Annotated in this window: 17 protein-coding genes and 1 pseudogene; 14 read left to right on the plus strand and 4 right to left on the minus strand. The window is 69.8% G+C overall.

Annotation, left to right across the window (positions count from 1 at the left end; translation table 11 throughout):
* The first annotated feature begins 13 nt into the window (after positions 1 to 13).
* The 4 genes and pseudogenes from ACFY16_RS38565 (at position 14) to ACFY16_RS38580 (ending at position 3113) form a co-directional block, all read left to right on the plus strand.
* Entirely contained in the window at positions 14 to 1294 is a 1281-nt protein-coding gene (locus ACFY16_RS38565; RefSeq protein WP_390651912.1) for an adenosylmethionine--8-amino-7-oxononanoate transaminase, read from the plus strand.
* A 1-nt stretch (position 1295) separates the two neighbouring features.
* Positions 1296 to 2012, plus strand: coding sequence for a dethiobiotin synthase (gene bioD / locus ACFY16_RS38570; RefSeq protein ID WP_390651895.1), 717 nt, complete (start codon positions 1296 to 1298; stop codon positions 2010 to 2012).
* Between the two features lie 30 nt (positions 2013 to 2042).
* A pseudogene (locus ACFY16_RS38575) lies at positions 2043 to 2306 on the plus strand (lipase); the annotation flags it as partial.
* 102 nt (positions 2307 to 2408) lie between these two features.
* Positions 2409 to 3113, plus strand: coding sequence for a class I SAM-dependent methyltransferase (locus tag ACFY16_RS38580; RefSeq protein ID WP_390651896.1), 705 nt, complete (start codon positions 2409 to 2411; stop codon positions 3111 to 3113).
* Here ACFY16_RS38580 and ACFY16_RS38585 read toward each other — a convergent pair.
* Both ACFY16_RS38585 and ACFY16_RS38590 read right to left on the minus strand, forming a co-directional pair.
* A complete protein-coding gene (locus ACFY16_RS38585; protein ID WP_390651897.1) occupies positions 3108 to 3482 on the minus strand; it encodes a fic family toxin-antitoxin system, toxin component in 375 nt (124 codons plus the stop codon). The genes ACFY16_RS38580 and ACFY16_RS38585 overlap by 6 nt on opposite strands.
* 4 nt (positions 3483 to 3486) lie before the next feature.
* A complete protein-coding gene (locus tag ACFY16_RS38590) occupies positions 3487 to 3726 on the minus strand; it encodes a toxin-antitoxin system HicB family antitoxin (RefSeq protein ID WP_390651898.1) in 240 nt (79 codons plus the stop codon).
* 222 nt (positions 3727 to 3948) lie between these two features.
* Between ACFY16_RS38590 and ACFY16_RS38595 the strand changes: the two genes are divergently transcribed.
* From ACFY16_RS38595 to ACFY16_RS38635, 9 genes are all read left to right on the plus strand, one after another.
* Positions 3949 to 4749, plus strand: a complete 801-nt coding sequence (locus ACFY16_RS38595; RefSeq protein ID WP_390651899.1) for an ABC transporter ATP-binding protein — start codon at positions 3949 to 3951, stop codon at positions 4747 to 4749.
* A 4-nt stretch (positions 4750 to 4753) separates the two neighbouring features.
* The gene (locus tag ACFY16_RS38600) at positions 4754 to 7321 is read left to right on the plus strand and encodes an ABC transporter permease (RefSeq protein WP_390651900.1); all 2568 of its coding nucleotides are present in this window, start codon (positions 4754 to 4756) and stop codon (positions 7319 to 7321) included.
* A gap of 98 nt (positions 7322 to 7419) precedes the next feature.
* Positions 7420 to 7617, plus strand: coding sequence for a hypothetical protein (locus ACFY16_RS38605; RefSeq protein WP_390651901.1), 198 nt, complete (start codon positions 7420 to 7422; stop codon positions 7615 to 7617).
* Complete coding sequence (locus ACFY16_RS38610; RefSeq protein WP_390651902.1) at positions 7617 to 8951, plus strand: PP2C family protein-serine/threonine phosphatase; 1335 nt, start codon at positions 7617 to 7619, stop codon at positions 8949 to 8951. The genes ACFY16_RS38605 and ACFY16_RS38610 overlap by 1 nt, the downstream gene beginning before the upstream one ends.
* Positions 8952 to 9126: 175 nt before the next feature.
* On the plus strand, positions 9127 to 10143 hold the full coding sequence (locus ACFY16_RS38615; RefSeq protein ID WP_390651903.1) for an MASE1 domain-containing protein: 1017 nt from the start codon (positions 9127 to 9129) through the stop codon (positions 10141 to 10143).
* 146 nt (positions 10144 to 10289) lie between these two features.
* Positions 10290 to 10709 (plus strand): GNAT family N-acetyltransferase, encoded by a 420-nt coding sequence (locus ACFY16_RS38620; protein WP_390651904.1) that lies wholly within the window; start codon positions 10290 to 10292, stop codon positions 10707 to 10709.
* Between the two features lie 203 nt (positions 10710 to 10912).
* Positions 10913 to 12241, plus strand: coding sequence for a hemolysin family protein (locus ACFY16_RS38625; RefSeq protein WP_390651905.1), 1329 nt, complete (start codon positions 10913 to 10915; stop codon positions 12239 to 12241).
* Positions 12238 to 13251: a hemolysin family protein gene (locus ACFY16_RS38630; protein WP_390651906.1), complete on the plus strand. Its 1014-nt coding sequence runs from the start codon at positions 12238 to 12240 to the stop codon at positions 13249 to 13251. Before ACFY16_RS38625 ends, ACFY16_RS38630 begins: the two co-directional genes overlap by 4 nt.
* A gap of 65 nt (positions 13252 to 13316) precedes the next feature.
* Positions 13317 to 14162 carry an SGNH/GDSL hydrolase family protein gene (locus ACFY16_RS38635; RefSeq protein ID WP_390651907.1) on the plus strand — a complete coding sequence of 282 codons (846 nt, stop codon included), beginning with the start codon at positions 13317 to 13319 and terminating at the stop codon, positions 14160 to 14162.
* A gap of 266 nt (positions 14163 to 14428) precedes the next feature.
* Here ACFY16_RS38635 and ACFY16_RS38640 read toward each other — a convergent pair whose 3' ends face one another.
* Together ACFY16_RS38640 and ACFY16_RS38645 are read right to left on the minus strand one after the other, a co-directional pair.
* Positions 14429 to 15727 (minus strand): RICIN domain-containing protein, encoded by a 1299-nt coding sequence (locus ACFY16_RS38640; RefSeq protein WP_390651913.1) that lies wholly within the window; start codon positions 15725 to 15727, stop codon positions 14429 to 14431.
* A gap of 100 nt (positions 15728 to 15827) precedes the next feature.
* A complete protein-coding gene (locus ACFY16_RS38645; protein ID WP_390651908.1) occupies positions 15828 to 17258 on the minus strand; it encodes an endo-1,4-beta-xylanase in 1431 nt (476 codons plus the stop codon).
* Positions 17259 to 18942: 1684 nt separating this feature from the next.
* Between ACFY16_RS38645 and ACFY16_RS38650 the strand changes: the two genes are divergently transcribed.
* Positions 18943 to 20409: a non-reducing end alpha-L-arabinofuranosidase family hydrolase gene (locus ACFY16_RS38650; protein WP_390651909.1), complete on the plus strand. Its 1467-nt coding sequence runs from the start codon at positions 18943 to 18945 to the stop codon at positions 20407 to 20409.
* Positions 20410 to 20568 lie beyond the last annotated feature (159 nt).

The raw sequence follows: 20568 nt of genomic DNA on the forward strand, positions 1-20568 counted from the left end.
GAAGCGGGCCTCGATGCCTGCTCTGAGCGTGCCCGAGTTGCTGGACCTCGACCGGCGGCATGTCTGGCATCCGTACGGCCCGATGCCGGGCCGTCAGGAGCCGCTGGTCGTGAAGTCGGCCGGCGGGGTGCGGCTGACCCTGGCGGACGGCTCGGGCGAACTGGTCGACGGCATGTCGTCCTGGTGGTCCGCGATCCACGGCTACAACCACCCGGTGCTGAACGAGGCCGCGCACGAGCAGCTGTCGCGCATGAGCCACGTGATGTTCGGCGGGCTCACGCACGAGCCCGCCGTGCGGCTGGCGAAGCTCCTCGTCGACATCACGCCGGCCGGCCTGGAGCATGTCTTTCTCGCCGACTCGGGATCCGTGTCGGTCGAGGTCGCGGTCAAGATGTGTCTGCAGTACTGGCGTTCGCTGGGCCGCCCCGAGAAGCGGCGGTTGCTGACCTGGCGCGGCGGCTACCACGGCGACACCTGGCAGCCGATGTCGGTGTGCGACCCCGAGGGCGGGATGCACGAGCTGTGGGCCGGCGTGCTGCCGCGCCAGGTGTTCACGGACGCGCCACCGACGGAGTACGACGAGTCGTACGCCGACCGGCTGCGCGCGGCGATCGAACAGCACGCGGGAGAACTGGCCGCGGTGGTCGTCGAGCCGGTGGTGCAGGGCGCGGGCGGGATGCGGTTCCACTCCCCCGCCTATCTGCGGGTGCTGCGCGAGGCGTGCGACGCACACGACGTGCTGCTGGTGTTCGACGAGATCGCGACCGGTTTCGGTCGCACGGGCGCGTTGTTCGCGGCGGAGCACGCGGCGGTGACGCCGGACGTGATGTGCGTGGGAAAGGCGCTGACCGGCGGCTATATGACCCTGGCGGCGACGCTGTGCACCGCGCGGGTGGCCGACGGGATCTCGCGGGGCGAGGTGCCGGTGCTCGCGCACGGTCCCACGTTCATGGGCAATCCGCTGGCGGCGGCCGTGGCCTGCGCCTCGATCGAACTGCTGCTCGGCCAGAACTGGCGAGCGGAGGTCGAGCGGATCGAGGCGGGACTGCGGGAGGGGTTGGAGCCGGCTTCCGCGCTGCCCGGGGTGAAGGACGTCCGCGTCCTCGGTGCCATCGGGGTGGTCCAGCTCGACCACGCGGTGGACATGGCGGCGGCCACTCGGGCGGCGGTGCGCGAGGGCGTGTGGCTGCGGCCGTTCCGCGACCTGGTCTACACGATGCCGCCGTATGTCACGGGCGACGAGGACGTGGCACGGATCGCGCGCGCGGTGTGCGCCGCGGCGCGGGAGGGATGACATGCCGGTACTGGTGATCACGGGCACGGGCACGGAGGTCGGCAAGACCGTCGCGACGGCGGCGATCGCCGCGGCGGCGGTCGCGGCCGGCCGCTCGGTGGCCGTACTGAAGGCCGCGCAGACGGGTGTACGGCCGGACGAGCCGGGCGACGCCGACGAGGTGACGCGGCTGGCCGGTGCGGTGACGGCGACCGAAATCGCCCGGTATCCCGACCCGTTGGCGCCGGCGACGGCAGCACGGCGGGCCGGACGGGCACCGGTGCATCCGCACGACGTGGCGGAGGCGGCGCAGAAGCTGGCCACGGAACACGACCTGGTGCTGGTCGAGGGCGCGGGCGGACTGCTCGTGCGGTTCGACGCGGCGGGCGGAACCCTGGCGGACGCGGCCCGGCTGCTGCGGGCGCCGGTGCTGGTGGTGGCCTCGGCGGGCCTGGGCACGCTGAACACGACAGAACTGACCGCACGTGAACTGCGATCACGGGAGGTCGAGTTGCTGGGCGCGGTGATCGGCAGCTGGCCGGACTCCCCCGATCTGGCATCGCGTTGCAATCTGGCGGATCTGCCGCTCGTGGCCGGGGCGCCGCTGCTCGGGGCACTGCCCGCCGGCGCCGGGTCGCTCACTCCCGCCGACTTCCGCTCCCTGGCGCCGGGTTGGCTGGCGCCACGGCTGGACGGGACGTGGGACGCGGAGGCGTTCCGGGTGCGGGAAGCGCCCTAGCCGTCGGCATTGGCTCGGGTTTCGGCCCTGGTCTCGCCGTGGTGTTCGTGGCTGTACACGTCGTGCGCCGAGATGTACACCGGCGGTTCGTTCCTGACCTCGCTCAACTCGGGTGACGAGACACCGGGCAGCGTGTCGTACGCCGGCTGCTGGTCCGCCTGCGGCGACGCGCTCACCCCGGACACCACCGCGATCCTGAGCGGCGCGACGAACGTCGGGGTCGGCTGCGTCTCGCACACCGACATCGACAACGACTACGACGTGTACGAGCAGGTGCGGCACTTCATCGCGTAGACAGTCCCGGAGGCATCCGGGCGCCGATGGCCGCGGGCGCGGGTGCGGCGCGGCCTTACGGGGGAGAATCACCGTAGGCCCCGTCCTGTCCGGGAGGTCGCCATGTCCGCACGGTCCTTCATCCGCTCCGGCAGAGCGGCTCGGGATCCCGTCCACCATCCACTCTTCGCCCGCTACTACGCCCGGGTGAGCGTCGCCGCCGAGACCAGGTTGGGCATGGGCGGCGTACGCGACCGGCTGCTTACCGGCCTGTCGGGGCGGGTGATCGAGATCGGCGCCGGCAACGGCCTGAACTTCGCCCGCTATCCGCGTACGGTCGCCGAGGTCGTCGCGATCGAACCCGAGCGTCTGCTGCGGCAGTCGGCGGTGGAGGCGGCGTTGCGCTGCGAGGTCCCCGTGGACGTCGTCCCGGGGGCGGCGGAGGCACTGCCGGTCAAGAGCGAGGCCTTCGACGCGGTCGTGCTCTCCCTGGTGCTGTGCAGTGTGCGCGATGTGCCGCGCGCCCTGGCCGAGGCGCGGCGGGTGCTGCGGCCCGGCGGGGAGGTGCGGTTCTTCGAGCACGGCAGGGGCGGCGGGCGGGCGATGGCCGTCACCCAGCGCGCGCTGGACCGTACGGCGTGGCCGTACCTGAACGGCGGCTGCCACCTGGCCCGGGACCCGGTCGCCGCGTTGCGCGACGCCGGATTCGAACTCGGCCCCTACCGAAGCCTGTCGATGCCGGAGAAGGGGCCCAGGCTGCCCACCTCGTACTGTGTGCTGGGCACGGCGTGGCGTCCTGAGCCCGTCACCGGGACGCGGGCCTCATAGGGTCCATTGCCGCAGCTCACGCGTGATGTCGTCGACCGAGGCGTCGCCGCTCTTCACCAGGCGGGCCAGATCGCGCACCTGCTCGGGCGAGGTGACGACCTTGAGGCCGCTGGCGACGAGGTAGCCGTAGGCGACCGCGGACGCGAACAACGCGTTGGTGCGCTCCAACGCCGGGACATGGACCAGGAGTTGGAGCAGTGCGGCCGCCCGGGCGTGCGGAGTGTCGTAGACGGGGACGTCGAATATGTCGGCCTGATGGCGTGCGACAGCCGCGACGAGCGCTCCCCAGTCGGTGATCTGGGGGTCTCCCGGTGTCTTCTGTTCGGCGAGCATGAGGAGCCAGGCCAGGTCGATCCTGAGATTGCTCAACGGATCAGCGGCGACCTTCGCGCGGGCTCTCGCCGTCCTTGCCGAACTCCTCCGCGAAGACGGTCTCGTACTGCTTCATGAAGTCCGCGGCGGCCTCCACGAACGTGTGGCCCGCCTCGCCGGTGTCCTGTCTGACGAGTTCCTCGATGTAGCGGTTGACGCTCATGCCACGGGCCAGGGCGCGCTCGCGCGCCGCGCGGGCGGTGCCCTCGTCCACGCGTACGTTCAGCTGGGTCTTCGCCATACCTCGACGCTAGCGCCGGAGTGCTAGCACCGGCAAGGGGCCCTTGCCGGAGCCCGTCCCCGTCCTCCCCCGGGTGGAGCATGCCCCTTACACCGGTATCAGGGGCCCGACCTGGGGCGGAGACGGCCTCGGCCCCAGGGGGGATACCGGGTGTGGGGCCGGTCACACTACGCTCGGGCGGGACGACGGAGTCGGCACGTCCACGCGAGCGAGGAGGCAGCCTTGTCCACACCTGCTGCGGAGTACGCCCCGGACCGGGCCCCGGCCGACGGGATCGCGGCCCGCGCCCGGGGTCTGACCAAGGCGTACGGCTCGGGCGAGATGACGGTGCTCGCCCTGGACTCGGTCGACGTGGACATCGCGCGCGGCCGCTTCACCGCGGTCATGGGGCCCTCGGGCTCGGGGAAGTCCACGATGATGCACTGCCTGGCGGGGCTCGACACCGTTTCGGCCGGAGAGGTGTGGCTCGGCGACACCCGGATCACGGGGCTCAAGGACCGCGAGCTGACCCGGCTGCGCCGGGACCGGATCGGCTTCATGTTCCAGTCGTTCAACCTCATCCCGACCCTGAACGCGGCGGAGAACATCACCCTGCCCATGGACATCGCGGGCCAGAAGCCCGATCAGGTGTGGCTGGACCAGGTCATCGACACGCTCGGGCTGCGCGACCGGCTGAGGCACCGGCCGTCCCAGCTCTCCGGCGGCCAGCAGCAGCGCGTCGCGTGCGCCCGCGCACTCGCGTCCCGCCCCGAGCTGATCTTCGCCGACGAGCCGACCGGCAACCTCGACTCGCGCGCGGGTCTCGAGGTCCTCGGCTTCCTGCGCGAGGCCGTCGACGACCTCGGCCAGACGGTCGTCATGGTCACCCACGACCCCGGCGCCGCCGCCCACTCCGACCTGGTGCTGTTCCTCGCGGACGGGCGGATCGTGGACGAGATGGAGCGGCCGACGGCGGAGGCGGTGCTCGAACGCATGCGCCTCTTCACCTCAGGAACCCCCCAGACCTCCGGCAAGGAGGACTGAGCCGGTGCTCAAGGCGACGCTGCGGAGCTTCCTCGCGCACAAGGGGCGGCTGTTGCTGTCCGCACTGGCTGTCATGCTGTCCGTCGCGTTCGTCGCGGGCAGCCTGATCTTCTCCGACACGGTCACCCGCACCTTCGACCGGCTGTTCGCGTCCACCTCCGCCGACGTGACGATCGAACCGAAGCAGGACCTCAAGTCGTCCGTACCGACCGGCGCCGTCCAGACGCTGCCCGCCGCACTCGCCGGCCAGGTGGCCGGGGTCGACGGCGTCGCGTCGGCCCACCCCGACGTGGGCGTCGAGAACATCACGGTCGTCGACAGCAGGAACGAGTCGGTCGGACCGACCACGGGCGCCCCCACCATCGCCGGTGACTGGTACCGCACCGATCGCAGCCCGGTGAAGCTGACCTCCGGCCACGACCCGCACGGCGCCGGCGAGGCCCTCCTCGACGCGGACACCGCCGAAAAGAAGCATGTGAAGATCGGCGACACGCTCACCGTGATGGCGCAGCCCGGCACCTTCAAGGTCGAGATCGTCGGCATCGCCACCTTCACCACCACCAACCCGGGCGCGGCCCTCCTCTTCCTCGACCCCGAGATCGCCGCCTCCAAGCTGCTGGGCTCCGCCGACCGCGCGACTGGCATCTCCGTGGACGCGGCGCAGGGCGTGACCGACGCCGAGCTCAAGCGCCGTGTCACCGCCACGATCGGGACGGGCACCTACGAGGTGCGGACCGCCGGGGAGCAGGCCAAGTCGGCGGCCGCCGACCTCGGCGGATTCCTGGACGTCATCAAGTACGTGATGCTCGGCTTCGCCGGGATCGCGGTCCTGGTCGGCGTGTTCCTGATCGTCAACACCTTCTCGATGCTGATCGCCCAGCGCACCCGCGAACTCGGCCTGCTGCGCGCCCTCGGTGCCGACCGGCGTCAGGTGCGGCGGTCCGTGCTCACCGAGGCGGTGCTGCTCGGCCTGGTCGGCTCCACGCTGGGTCTGGCGGCCGGGATCGGGCTCGCGGCCGGACTGATCAAGCTCATGAGCACGTTCGGCATGAACCTGAAGACCACGGAGATGGTCGTCGGCTGGGCCACCCCGGTGTCGGCGTACGTCGTCGGCGTCGGCGTCACCTTCGTGGCGGCCTATCTCCCGGCCCGGCGCGCGGCGCGGGTGTCGCCGATGGCGGCCCTCGCGGACGCCGACGTCTCCGGGGTGGGACGGCCGCTCAAGGTGCGCGCGGTGGTGGGCTCGGTCGTCGGGGCGGTCGGCGTGGCCGCGCTGGCGGGGTGTGCGGCGGCGACCAGGACGGCTTCGGCCGCCTCCCTGCTCGGCCTGGGCGTCGTCCTCACGCTGATCGCGACCGTGATCGCGGGCCCGCTCCTGGTGCGTCCGGTGATCCGGGTGCTCGGCGCGGCCTTCCCCGCACTGTTCGGCTCGATCGGCCGGATGAGCCAACGCAACGCCCTGCGCAACCCCCGCCGTACGGGCGCCACGGCTTCCGCCCTCATGGTGGGCCTCGCGCTGGTCGGCGGGATGTCGGTGGCCAGCGCCTCCATGTCCAAGTCCTTCGACCAGCAGATCGACAAGACGCTGGGCGCCGACTTCGTGATCCAGAACAGCAACTTCACGCCGTTCTCGCAGGAGGTCACCGACGAGGTCCGTGGCACCGAGGGCGTCGGGCTCGTCGTACGCCAGCGGTTCGCGCCGCTCGCGGTACGGCTGCCGGACGGCAAGCGGATCGAGACGACCGCGGCGGGATACGACGCCCAGGTGGACGACGTCGCCCATGTGATGTACGCCGAGGGCGACTCGGCGGCCGGCCTCGCGGACGGCAGCATGGGCATGGACGCCGACTTCGCCAAGGACCACGGCGTACGGCTCGGCAGCGTGCTCCCGGTCGAGTTCCCGGGCGGCCGGAAGACCGAGCTGAAGGTCGGCGCCCTCACCGACCAGGACTCCGCCGGCGGGTTCGGAATGCAGGGCGGGCTGTTCTTCGGCATCGGGACGGTCGAGAAGTACGTCCCCGGCGGCCAGGACTCCGCGCTGTATGTGAACGCGGCCTCCGGCACCGGCGCCGACCAGTTGCGTCCCCGCCTGGAGAAGACACTCGACCCCTATCCGCAGGTGCAGGTGCGCGACCAGGCCGACTACAAGAAGCTGGTCCACGACCAGATCGCCGTGCTGCTCTACCTCGTGTACGCGCTGCTCGGGCTCGCGATCGTCATCGCGGTGCTGGGCGTGGTCAACACCCTCGCCCTCTCGGTCGTGGAACGCACCCGGGAGATCGGGCTGCTGCGCGCCATCGGGCTGGCCCGGCGGCAGCTGCGCCGGATGATCCGGCTGGAGTCGGTGGTGATCGCGGTGTTCGGCGCGGTGCTGGGACTCGCGCTGGGGCTGGTGTGGGGCGTGTGCACGCAGCGGGTGCTGGCGCTGCAGGGCATGAAGGCGCTCGCGGTCCCGTGGGGCACGATCGTCGCGGTCGTGATCGGCTCGGCGGTGGTCGGCGTGGTGGCGGCGCTGCTGCCGGCGCTGCGCGCGTCGCGGATGAACGTGCTGGCGGCCATCGCGCACGAGTGACGGGCATGGCATGCCGCTTTTGGAGTAATGACCGTTTGGCCTGTCGGACCGTGCCACGCTGTGGTCCCGATTGATCAAGGTCCTGTCAGGAGGCCGTAATGTACCGCCCGAGTGAGGGGCTGGGTGAGCGGATCCGTCCTGCCCTGCGTGCGGCCCCGACGGTGTCGGCGCGGAAGATCGACGCCTCTGACGAGACCGACGCCGCCACGCCGCGCCGGGCGTTCCCCGTGACCGTCACCGATCGCTGCAGGCTGAAGGTGACCAAGACCGAACATCCGGCCACCGGGCGCTCGTGATGGCGGGAGAGGCTGAGGGCAAACAACCTGGACAGCCGCACATTCCCGACCTGCATCTGCGTCTGCGTACCGAGTTGGGCAGGATCGACGAGCAATTGCGCGCCCTGCTGGCCGCCATGGACCGACTCCAGGGTCTGCTGGATGCGGTGGTGGCCATCAGCCGGGAGGTGGAACTGCCTGCGGTGCTGCACCGTATCGTGACCACCGCCATGGACTTGGTCGGTTCCCGTTACGGGGCACTGGGCGTACTCAACGATTCCGGAGAGCGGTTGGAGCAGTTCATCGCCGCCGGCCTGTCCGAACAGGAACGCGCCGATCTGGCCGAAACCGGCTTGCCTCGTGGGCTGGGTGTCCTAGGACACCTGATCCACAACCCCGAGCCCTTACGGGTCGACAACATCTCCATGCATCCGTCGTCCGCCGGGTTCCCGCCCGGCCACCCGCACTTGCGCACCCTGCTCGGCGTCGCCATCAGCGTCCGCGGGGAGATCTACGGTGACCTGTACCTCTCCGAACGCCGCGATGGACGGCCCTTCGACGTCCACGACGAGAGCGTCGTCGTTGCCCTGGCCAGTGCCGCCGGCATCGCGATCGAGAACGTCCGCTTGTTTGAACGGGTTCGCCTCGGAGCCGAGCAGTTCCAGCGGCTCCTCCTGCCGACACTGCCCGACCTGCGGCCTTTCACATCCGCCGCCGTCTACCGGCCCGCAGCCGAGCCCAGTCAACTCGGCGGGGACTGGTACGACGCCATCCCGCTGCCCGACAACGTGGTGGCGGTCGTCATCGGTGACGTGGTCGGCCACGATCTGCAGGCCGCGGCCGCCATGGCCTCCACCCGTAACATGCTGCGCGCTCTGCTGTTCGACCGGGACAATCCGCCCGGGGCGGTCCTTGCCCGGCTCGACCACACCCTGCAGGCCGTCACGAGCAATCTCGTCGTCACCACCACCCTGGCGCGCATCGAACCGGAGGGACGGGGTTGGCGACTGCACTGGAGCACCGCGGGCCACGTCCCACCCCTGCTGATCTCCCCTGAGCGCCAAGTGGAATACCTGTTCGCCGAGCCCGGACTACCGCTCGGGGTCGACCCCGAGCAGCCCCGCCCCGACCACTCCCGCTTCCTGCCCCCGGACGCCACCGTGGTCTTCTTCACGGACGGGCTGATCGAACATCCTGAGCACCCCATCGATGAGAGTCTCGACCAGCTCACGGCTCTCGCCACCGTGTATGCCGCCCTGCCCCTGCAGGAGTTCGTTCAAGCACTGGCCGATCACCACCCCAGCGACGGGCACGACGACATGGCCATCCTCGCCCTGCGCACCCCGCACGCCTGACCCCCGAGGCTCCCCTGTGACGACGTGCCCGGGCGGTCGGCCTCCCCGTCGGGCTGCGGAGCGCAACCTCCCTCTGTGATCCGGAGCCGGACATCCGGCTCAACGGTGCCGTGGAGGTTCCGAGGGATCCGACGGATGATGGACCTCGGGGCGATGTCGATGCGGAGGTCGCCCAATGACTGTCGCGCGGCATGCACGGCTCGGGCGCGGCGGCTTGGCTGCCCTGGAGATCTGTACCGTCGCCGCGCTGTATTACGGCTCGGCCAGGGTGGGACTCCTCCAGCAGCTGGTGCGCGGCCAGGTCACCCCGCTGTGGCCACCGACCGGTATCGCCCTGTCGAGCCTGCTCCTCCGCGGCCCGCGGGTGTGGCCCGGGATCGCACTGGGCGCGTTTCTGGTCAACGTGGCGCTCGGGCCCTCGATCCCGGCCGTGCTCGCGATCGTGTCGGGAAATACCCTCGCGCCCCTCTGCTCGTACGTCCTGCTCCGCCGGACGGGGTTCCGGAGGGAACTCGACCGTATGCCGGATGCGCTTGCCCTGATTTTTCTCGGTGCGTTCACCGGGATGCTGGTCAGCGCGACGATAGGCAGCGGGGCCCTGGCTCTCTCCGGCGCGCTGCGCGGCGACACGTTCTGGCCGACATGGTCGGTCTGGTGGACCGGCGACGCGATGGGCGTATTGCTGGTGACGCCGGTCCTGCTTGTTCTCCGTTCCGCACGCCTGCCGAAAAGGGCTTCGCCGTCCCGTTGGGTTGAGGCACTGCTGCTTCTGGCAGCCACTGTCTGCGTCGGTTTCCTCGTGACCGGCAGCACACCTCTCATGTTCCTCGGCTTCCCGCTGCTGATCTGGGCGGCCTTCCGCTTCCAGGTGGCCGGGGCCGCACCCTGCGCCCTGGCCGTGTCGACCTTCGCCATCATCGCCGCTGCGGAGAAGACGGGCCCGTTCGCCGGGCACGACCTGCTCACCACCATGATCACCCTGCAGGCGTTCAACGGTTCTGCCTCGCTGACCGCGCTGCTGGTCGGGACAGCCGTCAGCGAGCGCAACCAGAACCAGCAGGAGATCGCGCGAGCCTGCGGGCTGCTCGCCGAGATGGTGGCCAGAATCGCGGCCGGCAGCCACCTCCCGATACTCCCCGACGGTCGGGGCGAGCAGGAAGAACACGGCGGACGGACCAGGAGACCGGCGTGATCGGTCGACACCCGGGGTGTGGGGGCCGGCGCGCTCGCGGCTTGCGGCTCGCGCATGCCCTGAACCCGAGCCCACCCCATCTCGATTCGATTCCTCCGCACGGAAATCATTCGCCAGCCAGGCCGGCGCTCTGCTTGGCTCGCCCCATGAGTGATCTTCACATCCGTCGGGCCACCCTCGCGGACATCGACACCGTGTTGCAGTTCTGGCGCGAGGCCGCGGAAGGAACGAGCATCAGCGACGACCACGACGGAGTGGCCCGGCTCATCGCGGCAGACCCCGAAGCCCTGCTCCTGGCAGAGCGCGACGGCCTCCTCACGGGCACCGTGATAGCCGGCTTCGACGGATGGCGTTGCTCCGCCTACCGACTGGCCGTGCACCCCGACTGCCGTCGGCAAGGTATCGCCACCGCCTTGATGGAAGCGGCAGAACAACGCTTCCTCACCCTGGGCGGACGACGTGTCGATGCCATGGTCCTGGAGTCCAACGAGCGGGCACACCACACATGGGCTGCGGCCGGTTACCACCGCGAGGAGCGCTGGCGGCGCTGGGTCAAGCCGCTGTAGGCACCCGCAGCCGCGCTGGGTGAAACCCCTCACCTACTGAGCGCACCCCACCCACAGGGATCCCTTTGCTCATCCTTTACCATTGGGGGACCGATCCGGTCCTCCAATGAAAGGTGTGAGCGTCCGCCCATGGGCGAGCCTCCCAGTACCCGACATCGCGCGATCCCCTCTGCCCTGCCGGACCATGGGACGGAGGTGACCCGATGACCGAAGTGCTCCTCCTCCTGGTGGCGATCCTGCTGTCCGTCGCCTGCGGCGCCTTCGTCGCTGCCGAGTTCTCGCTGACGACGGTCGAGCGCAGCGAGCTGGAACGCGCCGTGGAACGCGGCGAGCGCGGCGCGTCGGGCGCCCTGAAGGCCGTACGGAACCTGACCTTCCAGCTCTCCGGAGCCCAGCTCGGCATCACCGTCACCAACCTGGTGGTCGGCATGCTCGCCGAACCGTCGATCGCCAAGCTGCTCGCGGGCCCGCTGGAGTCCCTCGGCATCTCGCCCTCGGCGGCGAGCTCGGTCGCGCTGGTCCTGGGCACGGCCCTGTCCACGGTGGTCCTGATGGTCGTCGGCGAGCTGGTCCCCAAGAACTGGGCGATCTCCTCGCCGCTGGCCGTGGCCAAGCGCGTGGGCAACGCGCAGCGCTGGTTCAGCGCCGCCTTCCGGCCCTTCATCACCCATCTGAACAACACGGCGAACCGCGTGGTTCGGCGCATCGGCATCGAACCCGCCGAGGAACTGGCCTCCGCCCGCGGCCCCCAGGAACTCGCGGCCCTCGCCCGGCACTCCGCCAGGCAGGGCGCACTGGAGGCGGACACCGCCGAGCTGTTCGTGCGCACCCTGAACCTCGCCGACCTCACCGCGGAGAACGTGATGACACCGCGCGTGCAGGTCATCGCCCTCGACGTCCAGGCGACCTGCGAGGACGTCGCGAACGCGACCCGGGCGACGGGCCTGTCCCGGTTCCCGGTCTACCGGGGCAGCCTGGACTCGGTGGTCGGCAGCGCGCACATCAAGGACGCACTGTCGGTGCCCGCGGAGCGCCGGCCGCGCGTGCCCGTCTCCGAGATCATGCGCGAGCCGCTGCTCGTGCCGGAGTCGCTGACCGTGGACCGACTCCTCGACCGGCTCGGCGGCAAGCGCACCATGGCCGCCGTCATCGACGAGTACGGCGGCACGGCGGGCGTCGTGACGCTGGAGGACATCGTCGAGGAGGTCGTCGGCGAGGTCCGCGACGAACACGATCCGCACGAGACACCCGACCTGGCCCCGGCCGGCACCGACGAGAACGGCCACGCCGTCTACTCGGCGGACGGCGCGGCCCGCATCGACCAGCTCCCGCGCGTCGGGCTGCGGGCGCCGGAGGGTCCGTACGAGACGCTGGCCGGTCTCGTCGCCGCGGAAATCGGCCGCATACCGCAGGTCGGCGACCGCGTGGAGGTCGCCGGATGGCGCCTGGACGTGGTGGACGCGTCCGGGCACAGGGCCGCGCGCGTGCTGCTGCACGCGCCGCTCGACGACGAGAAGGAGGCGGACCGATGACCGTCGTACAGCTGTTGATCGGCTTCGCGACCCTCGTCGTCAACGCCTTCTTCGTGGGCGCCGAATTCGCGCTGATCTCCGTGCGCCGCAGCCAGATCGAGCCGCACGCCGAACAGGGCGACCGGCGGGCCAAGAGCGTGCTGTGGGGGCTGGAGCACGTGTCCGCGCTGATGGCGGCCGCGCAGCTCGGGATCACCCTGTGCACCCTGGTCCTCGGTGTGGTCGCCGAGCCCGCGATCGCGCACCTGCTGGAACCGGTGTTCCACGTACTGGGCGTGCCGACCAGCGCGGGACACGCGGTGTCCTTCGTGATCGCGCTGACCCTGGCCACCTACCTCCACATGCTGCTGGGCGAGATGGTGCCCAAGAACATCGCGCTCGCGGAGCCGGTGCGCAGCGCGCTGCTGCTCGGCCCACCGCTGGTGACGCTGTCGCGGGCACTGCGCCCGGTGATCTTCGCGATCAACGCCTTCGCGAACGGGCTGCTGAAGCTGCTGCGGATCGAGACGAAGAACGAGGTCGCTGCCACCTTCTCGGACGCCGAGCTCGCCCAGATCGTCAAGGACGCCGGCGAGGCGGGCCTCATCGACGACCGCGCACAGGAGCGCCTGCACGACGCCCTGGAACTGGGCCGCCGGCCCGTGCGCGACGTCGTCCTCCCGTTGGAACGCGTCGTCTACGCGCGCGTGGGTGTCACTCCGGAGGAGCTGGAGCGGCTGGCGGCCGAGTCGGGCTTCTCCCGCTTCCCCGTCGTCGACGAGGGCCGAAGGATCGTCGGCTACCTGCACGTGAAGGACGCACTGGACGCCTCGCCCCGGGACATGCCGTTCCGGCTGCGGGACATGCGGCCCATCGCGCGCGTGCGGGAGAACACCCCGCTGGACGACGTGCTCACGGCGATGCGGGGCAGCCGTACGCATCTGGCCGCCGTACTCGGTGACGACGGGCGGCTGGCGGGCCTGGTGACCATGGAGGACGTACTGCGGGAGCTGTTCGGGCAGCGAGCCTGAGGCACGCGGCCGAGGAGAGGCCGACCGACCGACGGGTATGGACGCGGGATACCATCTCTGACGCCATGCAGACGAATCCCACTCCCATGTACACCAGCCTGGTCGCGGTCGGCGACTCCTTCACCGAGGGCATGTCGGACCTGCTGCCCGACGGCTCCTACCGGGGCTGGGCCGACCTCCTCGCGGCCCGGATGGCCGCCCGCACGCCCGGCTTCCGGTACGCCAACCTCGCGGTGCGCGGCAAGCTGATCGGCCAGATCGTCGACGAGCAGGTGCCCGTGGCCGCCGCGATGGGCGCCGATGTGATCACCCTGGTCGGCGGCCTCAACGACACCCTGCGCCCCAAGTGCGACATGGGCCGGGTGCGGGGGCTGCTGACGGAGGCCGTGGAGCAGCTCGCTCCGGCGTGCAGGCAGCTCGTGCTGATGCGCAGCCCGGGCCGGCAGGGTCCGGTGCTGGAGCGGTTCCGGCCGCGCATGGAGGAGCTGTTCGCCTGCGTCGACGAGCTCGCCGCACGGCACCGCGCTGTGGTCGTCGACCTGTACGCAGCGCCCTCGCTCGGCGATCCGCGGCTGTGGGACGTGGACCGTCTGCACCTGACGGCCGAGGGCCACCGCCGGGTCGCCGAAGCGGTGTGGCAGAGGCTCGGTCACGAGCCCGAGGACACGGAGTGGCACACGCCGATACCTGCCACCGCCCCTCCGGGCTGGGTCGACCGGCGGGTGGCGGACGTGCGTTTCACCCGGCAGTACCTGCTGCCATGGATCGGCCGCCGTCTGACGGGCCGCTCCTCCGGGGACGGCCGGACAGGCGCCCAGTTCAGCGCTGAGCTGGGCAAAGCCTTCTGGGTCACCCCTGCGGACCACACAAACCCCGGCCCTGTGATGGACTGGCGACGGGTTGAGCCCTGACCCGGAGCTCCGCCCGGCTGCCATGCACCGGTCAAACGCAGGGCGCCGCCCCCCTCCCGCCATCGCCCACTGTTGTTCGCCGATCCGCGGTCGGCGTCGTAGCCTCCCGCTCCACGCCGCGCGATCGGACACTTTCCGCTGGTCAGGCATGGCGTCGGGTCCGAAGGGGGGAGCTCTCCTGAAAGGCGGCTCCGTCCTTCAACCTGCGGTAGACGTCGAGGAGTGGAGCCAGGATCATCCTGGCTCCACTCCATGCTGCGGGCGTGTCACTGGAACTGTGCGAAGAACCTCCAGATCTCTGCCTTGGTCCAGGTGGCGACGCCGCTTTCATTGGGGGAGCCGTCGACCGGACCGGGTATGTGGTCTCCGTCGAACGCGGCCCATTGGACCGGGTACCCGGCACGGCAGCCCGAGTAGGTGGTGGTGATGTGCGTTCGGCTGCCCGGCGCGGGCTCGCGCGGGCTCTGGGGAGTGCAGCCGTTGTTGCTGACGAATCTGTCGCGCAGGGACCGTCCTTGCGTGATGTTGAGGACGGAGTCGCTGATGCCGTGGATTCCGAAGTAGGCGATGGGCTGGGTGCCGCCGCTGCACCCGCTGATCTCGGCGCCGGACATGACCGCGACGGCCCTGAAGACGTTCGCCCGGGAGCATGCGAGTGCGTAGCTCATGCCGCCGCCCCAGCTGAATCCCGTGGCGAAAAGCTGTGCCGTGTTGACGCAGAGGCCGCCCTCGATTTGCCGGATCATGTCGTCGACGAAGGTGATGTCCTCACCGCCGGAATTGGCCCAGCCGTTGCCGAGGCCCTGGGGGGCGACGAGGATCGCGCTGTTGTTCGACTGTTCCTGTTGGCCGTAGTAGGACCAGGCGTTCCCGCTCGTGCCGCCCGAGGCGACGTCGCCGGCGGTTCCGCCCCGCCAGTGGAACGCGAAGATCAGCCGGTAGGGATGGCTGTTGTCGTAGTTGGCGGGAACCCTGAGGATGAAGCTGCGGCTCTTACCGCCGCTCTGAATCGTGTATGTACCGCTCGTCAGAGTCGGGGCGCTGCCGCATCCGCCGCCACCGGACGACAGCTTGATCATCTGCCATTGCTGGTTGGCGCCGCCCCAGTCGGTGTACTGGACGACGTTGCCGCCGTCGGCGGTGGAGGCGCCCTGCACTTCCACCGCCTTGCTGCTGGTGCGGTTGATCAGCCGGACGTGACCCGCGTCGGAGTCGGCCAGGCGGAACTGCTGGTTGGCCCCGTTACCGTCGGCCCACTGCTGGATCGCCGCACCGTCGGCGGTCGAGGCGCCGGCCACGTCGAGAACCTTGCCCGAATGCCGAGCCTTGAGGCGGTAGAAGCCGCCTCCGGAGTCCACGAACTGCCACTGCTGGTTGGCTCCGTCGTTGCGCGTCCACTGGCTGACCCGCGCGCCGTCGGCGGTGGACGCGCCAGAGACGTCCAGCGCCTTGCCGCTGTTGCGATTGACCAGGACGTACCAGGCATTGGTGTCCACCGTCGCCGCCTCGGCGGGCGCCGGATTCACCACGGCGAGCATGCCGATCGCGAGGGCCGCCGCCACCACGGCCGCGACCCGGGACCACCAGCGATGTCTTGGTGGAGGGGCGGGGGAAGCCGCACCGTAGGCCGTCATCGATTCACCCTTTCGTTTGTGACGGGCCTCATCAGGTGCGGGTCCAGCGCTGGTTGCTGCCGTTCGAGCAGGTGTAGAGCTGGATCAGGGTGCCGTTGGCGGTACCGGCTGAGACGGCGTCGAGGCAGAGGCCGGACTGGACGCCGACGATGGATCCGTCGGAGTTGAGGCGCCATTTCTGGTTGTCGGCGCCCCAGCAGCTGTAGATCTGGACTTTGGTGCCGTTACCGGTGCCGCCGGCGTCCAGGCACTTGTTGCCGTAGACCTTGAGCTCACCGGCGGCGGTGTACGTCCACTGCTGGTTGGTGCCGTTGTTGCAGTCCCACAGTTGGAGTTGGGTGCCGTCGGTGGTACTGCTGCTGGGCACGTCCAGGCAGCGGCCCGACCCGACGCCCTTGATCTGTCCGGAACCCGAAGGGGGCGTAGTGGAGCTCCCGTTGAGTGCGTTGAGGACGGCGGTGTAAGCGGGCTTCTTGCTGCCGTCGCCGTTGAACAGCAGCGGCGTGTCCCCCGATCGCCAGGAGTCGCTGTCGCGCACACCCCAGACGGTGATGCCGAGACAGCGCGAGACGGCCAGGCAGTCGTTGGTCACGTTGGCGTAGGTCGTTGCCGAGGCGCCCTGAATGTCGAGTTCGGTGATGGCCACGTCGACGCCGAGGGCGGCGAAGCTCTGCAGGGTGGTGCGGAAGTTGCTGTTGTAGGGGCTGCCGCTGTTGAAGTGCGACTGGAAGCCTACGCAGTCGATCGGCACGCCCCGCTGCTTGAAGTCTTTGACCATGGCGTACATGGCCTGGGTCTTGGCCCAGGTCCAGTCCTCGACGTTGTAGTCGTTGTAGCAGAGCTTGGCGGCCGGGTCTGCGGCGCGCGCGGTGCGGAAGGCGACCTCGATCCAGTCGTTGCCGGTGCGCTGCAGGTTGGAGTCGCGCCGGGCTCCCGAACTGCCGTCGGCGAAGGCCTCGTTCACGACGTCCCACTGGGCGATCTTGCCCTTGTAGTGGCCCATCACGCCGTTGATGTGGTTGATCATCGCCTGGCGCAGCGCGCTGCCGCTGAGGCTCTGCATCCAGCCGGGCTGCTGGGAGTGCCAGGCCAGGGTGTGACCGCGCACCTGCTTGCCGTTCTGCACCGCCCAGTTGTAGACGCGGTCTCCGGCGGTGAAGTTGAACTGACCCTGCTGGGGTTCAGTGGCGTCGATCTTCATCTCGTTCTCGGCCGTCACCATGTTGAACTCACGGCCCGCGATCGACGTGTACGCCGAGTCGCCCAGCCTGCCGGAGGCGATGGCAGTGCCGAAGTAGCGGCCGCTCTGCGCCGCCGCAGCGCCGAGCGTGCTCTCGGCGGCGTGTGCGGTCGGCGGCGCGACCAGTGCGCCGGCCGCACCGAGGACGCCGATGACCAGCGCCACCAGTGGGCCGCGGATCTTCCGGCGGACAACGGAACTGGGAAGGGCATACGAGCCCATGACTGTGCCTCCAAGTCAGAAATCAGGGAAGGACTGAAGTGCATCGGAATGCTTCGTCCGCTCCCACGCGGCAGGCGGACGAGGCGGGCCGGAATCCCGGCATTACGGGATCACCGGACATCGCGGTCGTGCAACCGGGACGATCTCGACCGGCATGGACAGCACCCGGTCGGCCTCCGGGCCGGGCGAGGTACGGGGCGTTCCAGAGTGAAGGAGCCCTGGAGCGGCAGGTCGCGCTGGACCATCCGACGGCCACGCCGATATCCCCGGGTTCTCCCCCCCTTCCGCAGGTCGAGCCCGGTGAAAGAGGTCCGGCCGGCGGACGGCCGCGCCCGGCTGCAGCTCGCCCCTGCCGACCCCGGCCGGCCACCGCCGCGGCCGGACGACGAACGCCACGGGATCCGAGAGGTACAACTGGACGACCTCCGTACCACCCACCTCGCCGACGTTGCGGACGGTGACCGAAACGGCGACGGCCCCGTCCGTCGCGGCGACTGGACCCACCGAGAGCTCCGGGTAGGTGAAGCCGGTCCAGCTGAGCCCGTGCCCGAAGGGGAACAGCGGGGTCGGCCATGGACGTGCGGCGGGGAGCGGACTCGGCGGGGACGGCGAGCAACGCCAGCGCCGGGCCATAGAGGACGACCACGGCCGCGCGTACCGGACGCGGGCGGCAGCGGTGTTTCGACAGAGGGCATGGGGGTACTCCATCGCAGCTCAGCCGGGGGGACCGCCATACGGCGTCGCGCACCTCTCCAACTGCGCGAAGAGCCAGGATGCGCTGGCGCGAACCTCACCGGAACGGAAACGGGGTGGCGCGGGTGCTGTGCTGCGCGGATCTGTCGTGCAGCACAGATTGCTCAGGGCCGGCGTGTGCCGGCGCAGGTGCTGTGGTGCACGGATCTGTCGTGCAGCACAGATTGCTCAGGGCCGGCGTGTGCTCGAAATCTCGAACTATGGCCGGTGCTTCAGACAGGGATGATTGAGGGATTGACGGTGGATCGTCAACACTCCCCGCAGAAGAAGTTTCCGTTCCATGCTCGAAACTTCCGGAATCCTGGCGAGTCGGACAGGCTCGACCAGCACGTCTGCGAACTCGCGCGGCCCCCGAGGCGACGGGGGCCGTCTTCCGGCCGCCGCGCGAGGCCGAGTATCGGCCAGGGTCGGACGCTGCTTGCTCAACTCCTCGCCTCCGCGGACGCCTTGGGCTGGCGGGCCGCATGGGCAAACTTCCGGAGAATTTCCGATCGAGAGGACGGCTCGTCAGGCCCAAGGAGAGGCGCTGTTTATGGACAGATCGGCGACAGGCCTTGACCGGGAGGCCCCACATTCCTAGCTTGTGGCGTCAAAGAGTCCGAGAAGTTTCCGCAAGGTTTCCGACACTGAACTGACATTTTCCACCCCGGAGGTCTCCATGGGCAGCACCCCCCGGGCGCCTGGTGGATCCGCCGGCGTGACGGCCCCCTGGCGGCAGCCGTCATAACCGGCCGTCAGCTGGGGCGACCGAAGGCCGGAGACCTCTCTCATCTCGGCCCACGGCGAAGTGCTCCGGCTTGAGCGCCCAGAGCACCAGCTCTTCGGCGATGCGGCCGCCTTCGCACCTCTCCCGTCCCTGACCCCCCGGCGCGGCCGCTCCGCGGTTCATCGGAGTCACCTCACCCCCGCCCCCAGAAAAGGAGGCCCCCTGATGTGGTTTCGCCCTCCGTCCCCGCTCCGCCTGAGACGGCTACTCGCCGTCCTTGCGCCCTTGCTGTTCGTGGCTACCTTCCTCGGTGCCCAGCCCGCCGACGCGGCGACCGTCGACCCCAACGCCTCGTATGTGCTGGTCAACCGCAACAGCGGCAAGGCCCTGGACGTCTACAACCTGGCGACCGACGACGGCGCCCGCATCACCCAATGGACCAGGAACGATCAGAACCAGCAGCAGTGGCAGTTCGTCGACTCCGGAGGCGGCTACTACCGCATCAAGTCCCGCCACTCCGGCAAGGTCCTGGACGTCTACAACTGGTCCACCGAGAACGGCGGCTCGATCGTCCAGTGGACCGACCTGAATGCCACCAACCAGCAGTGGCGGCTGGCCGACAGCTCGGACGGCTATGTGAGGTTGATTTCGCGCCACAGCAACAAGGCCCTCGAAGTGCAAGGCGCCTCCACCGCCGACAACGCGAACATCGTCCAGTACGACGACTGGGGCGGCACCAACCAGCAGTGGCAGCTCGTCAAGGTCGGCAGCGACAACTCCGGCTCGTGCGATCTTCCGTCGGCATACCGCTGGACATCGACGGGCGCGCTGGCGCAACCCAAGTCGGGGTGGGTCTCGCTCAAGGACTTCACCGTCGTCCCCTACAACGGCAAGCAACTCGTCTATGCGACGACGCACGACACGGGGACGAGTTGGGGTTCGATGAACTTCGGCCTGTTCACCAACTGGTCGGAGATGGGCTCGGCCAGCCAGAACACGATGTCAGCTTCCACTGTCGCGCCCACGCTCTTCTACTTCGCGCCGAAGAACATCTGGGTGCTCACCTACCAGTGGGGCGGAACCGCCTTCTCCTACCGGACGTCGAGCGACCCCACCAACCCGAATGGCTGGTCATCCCCGCAGGTGCTCTTCTCCGGAAGCATCTCCGGCTCCGGAACCGGGCCCATCGACCAGACGCTCATCGGTGACGGGACGAACATGTACCTGTTCTTCGCCGGTGACAACGGCAAGATCTACCGGGCCAGCATGCCGATCGGGAACTTCCCGGGCAGCTTCGGCACGAACTCGACAGTGGTCATGAGCGATACGACGAACAACCTGTTCGAAGCCCCGCAGGTCTACAAGCTGCAGGGCCAGAACCGCTACCTCATGATCGTCGAGGCGATCGGCTCGCAGGGCCGCTACTTCCGCTCGTTCACAGCCACCAGTCTGAACGGCTCATGGACACCCCAGGCCGCGACCGAGAGCAATCCCTTCGCCGGCAAGGCCAACAGCGGCGCCACCTGGACCAACGACATCAGCCATGGCGAACTGATCCGTACCAGCCCCGATCAGACCATGACCGTCGATCCCTGCAATCTGCAGTTGCTCTACCAGGGGCGCAGCCCCAACTCCGGCGGTGACTACGGCCTCCTCCCCTACCGTCCGGGTCTGCTGACACTGCAGCGCTGACGGCGTGACACGGGTCCGGCTCCGGTATGGAGCCGGCGTGGGGGGGGGGGGGGGGGGGGGCGCCCCCCCCCCCGCCCCCCCCCCCCCCCCCACCCCGCCCCCGCCCCCCCCCCGGGGGGGCCGCCCCACGCAGCAGCGAGCAAGAGGAAGCCCCCACAC

The sequence above is a fragment of the Streptomyces sp. NPDC001315 genome (assembly GCF_042896175.1).
Classification (GTDB): Bacteria; Actinomycetota; Actinomycetes; order Streptomycetales; family Streptomycetaceae; genus Streptomyces.

Bases quoted from the DNA above. Each gene is read 5' to 3' on its own strand.
- ACFY16_RS38565 (WP_390651912.1), top strand. From the start codon at position 14: ATGCCTGCTCTGAGCGTGCCCGAGTTGCTGGACCTCGACCGGCGGCAT.
- bioD (WP_390651895.1), top strand. From the start codon at position 1,296: ATGCCGGTACTGGTGATCACGGGCACGGGCACGGAGGTCGGCAAGACC.
- ACFY16_RS38580 (WP_390651896.1), top strand. From the start codon at position 2,409: ATGTCCGCACGGTCCTTCATCCGCTCCGGCAGAGCGGCTCGGGATCCC.
- ACFY16_RS38590 (WP_390651898.1), bottom strand. From the start codon at position 3,726: ATGGCGAAGACCCAGCTGAACGTACGCGTGGACGAGGGCACCGCCCGC.
- ACFY16_RS38605 (WP_390651901.1), top strand. From the start codon at position 7,420: ATGTACCGCCCGAGTGAGGGGCTGGGTGAGCGGATCCGTCCTGCCCTG.
- ACFY16_RS38610 (WP_390651902.1), top strand. From the start codon at position 7,617: ATGGCGGGAGAGGCTGAGGGCAAACAACCTGGACAGCCGCACATTCCC.
- ACFY16_RS38615 (WP_390651903.1), top strand. From the start codon at position 9,127: ATGACTGTCGCGCGGCATGCACGGCTCGGGCGCGGCGGCTTGGCTGCC.
- ACFY16_RS38620 (WP_390651904.1), top strand. From the start codon at position 10,290: ATGAGTGATCTTCACATCCGTCGGGCCACCCTCGCGGACATCGACACC.
- ACFY16_RS38625 (WP_390651905.1), top strand. From the start codon at position 10,913: ATGACCGAAGTGCTCCTCCTCCTGGTGGCGATCCTGCTGTCCGTCGCC.
- ACFY16_RS38630 (WP_390651906.1), top strand. From the start codon at position 12,238: ATGACCGTCGTACAGCTGTTGATCGGCTTCGCGACCCTCGTCGTCAAC.
- ACFY16_RS38635 (WP_390651907.1), top strand. From the start codon at position 13,317: ATGCAGACGAATCCCACTCCCATGTACACCAGCCTGGTCGCGGTCGGC.
- ACFY16_RS38645 (WP_390651908.1), bottom strand. From the start codon at position 17,258: ATGGGCTCGTATGCCCTTCCCAGTTCCGTTGTCCGCCGGAAGATCCGC.
- ACFY16_RS38650 (WP_390651909.1), top strand. From the start codon at position 18,943: ATGTGGTTTCGCCCTCCGTCCCCGCTCCGCCTGAGACGGCTACTCGCC.